This is a genomic window from Streptomyces sp. NPDC005728 (genome assembly GCF_040630895.1).
Classification (GTDB): Bacteria; Actinomycetota; Actinomycetes; order Streptomycetales; family Streptomycetaceae; genus Streptomyces.
This window is the reverse complement of sequence record NZ_JBEXYL010000279.1, coordinates 1-1,722: the sequence shown is the minus strand read 5'-3', so window position 1 is coordinate 1,722 and position 1,722 is coordinate 1. Positions and strand designations below refer to the sequence as shown.

At 66.8% G+C, this 1,722-nt stretch carries 2 protein-coding genes and 1 pseudogene; 2 read left to right on the top strand and 1 reads right to left on the bottom strand.

Annotation, left to right across the window (positions count from 1 at the left end; all coding sequences use genetic code 11):
• Window positions 1-142: helix-turn-helix domain-containing protein (locus ABZ471_RS48555; RefSeq protein ID WP_359075591.1), on the bottom strand; the 142-nt coding region annotated here is incomplete at its 3' end.
• 898 nt (window positions 143-1,040) lie between these two features.
• Here ABZ471_RS48555 and ABZ471_RS48550 point away from each other — a divergent pair.
• Together ABZ471_RS48550 and ABZ471_RS48545 are read left to right on the top strand one after the other, a co-directional pair.
• A pseudogene (locus tag ABZ471_RS48550) lies at window positions 1,041-1,240 on the top strand (FCD domain-containing protein); the annotation flags it as partial.
• 293 nt (window positions 1,241-1,533) lie between these two features.
• On the top strand, window positions 1,534-1,722 hold a 189-nt coding region (locus tag ABZ471_RS48545), incomplete at its 3' end, for a hypothetical protein (protein ID WP_359075590.1).

Sequence of the window (1,722 nt, the reverse complement as noted above, 5' to 3'; positions counted from 1 at the left end):
CCCAGGACGTCTTGCTGTAGCCGGTCCGGTCGGCCAGCGCCGCGATGCTCAGGCCGCTGCGGTCCACGAGCCGCCGCAACTGGCTCGTGAACTCCCTGATCTGCGGATCCAGCTCATCCGGCAAGGCTTTCCATCGAGGCATTGCTTCCCCCTCATTCATTCCCCCCAGTTGGTGCTATTGGTTTCCCGAGCCGTCCCCCGCACGTGTCCCTCGCCCCGGTCCCCTTCGGCGCGGCCCCTCTGGCTACCCACAGGGCGGAGCCCGCTCCCTCGCGCAGATCGCCCGGCACACGGCCGAGGCCGATAAGGCCGCACCGGACTCGGCTTTCAGTGCGCCACCCCAACGCCTCCACGCTCGGGTGGCTGCTGGCCCGCATCGACGCTGACGCCCGGGATGACGCCGTCGGCGGCTGGCTCATCCGCCACGCGACCGACCCCGTCGAAGACAGCGATGTGTTGGTCGGACTGGCCGTGGATGGCAAGAGTGTACGCGGCTCACGCACCGAGACGGCACGGTCCACCTGCTGGCTGCCGCCCGGCACCAGTCGCAGACCGTCATCGCCCAGCGTCAGGTAGCGGCCAAGAGCAATGAAATCCCGGCGCTCGCCCCGCTGTTGGCTCGCGTCGGCCTGCACGGCGTGGTCGTTACTCAACTACGTGCGCTAGAGCCTGGACCGCCTGCCCACCCGCCGGGGAAACCCGCCTACCACCGCGACGGCCACCTGATCGGCAGCCTTCCGATGGATGCGAACGTTCATCAACTGGAGATTGAAGGTTCAGGCGATCAAGCTTTCGCCATATCCCGCAGGCTCCTCGGCGCATCGTCCCTGGCAGCTTGTCGGCGACGGCTGAAGAGTGGTTCCGGATCACTTTCCGTACCAGAGCCACGAAGGGTCACCACCCCGATCATGAACGGTGGATTCACGCGTCGCCGACACGCCATGTCTGAGAGTGCTCCCCGCACCCGCGGGGGTGGTTCCGACAAGATCCTGGTCCCGCTCCGTACCAAGCTGTGCTCCCCGCGCCTGCGGGGATGGTCCCTACAGCTGCTGGAGCTGCGCGAGGCCGTGGAGACGGGACTGGTCTCGCGGCTGGCCGGGGGCGGCTGCCGGAGGGCGACCTTGTTGAACTGGACGGGCTCGTGACCCGTATGGAACGGGAGGCCGCGGAGGGCCGCGGCCTCGCCAAGACCGACCGCGCGTTTCACGCCACCCTCTACCGGTGGAATGAACGGGTTTTGCGGATAAACACCGCGTTCGCGTCTTGCGATCCTGCCGGTAGAGCCCTGGTGGTTCATGACACCGCAGAATCGCGGCAGTTGGGAGAAGAAGCCGGTTGCTGACCGACAGGGAGGGGCCCCAACCGGTGCCGAGGGGGCATCGCGCAACCGGAAAGTTGCGATCCCGTGTCTATAGGGTGTGAAAGACGTGGTGAATGCGACCCACCACTGACCTGCCCGGGACGGCCGAGGGGACCCCGACCGGGCGCAAGGACCTACGGACACGCAGTGACCTGCGTGCGGGGGGATGACTCATGACGTCGACGCCGACGGGCGCCGGACACAACAACTATACGTCACAGCATGCACACGATCGATCACAAAGTACAGAACCGGGGGGGCCTTCGCACCGGACCGGCACCACGGGGGCTTTCCGCAGGATCAAGAAGAGCCTGCCGAGATACGACTATGAGCACTACAGCCGACTCGCCGGTCCCCTCACC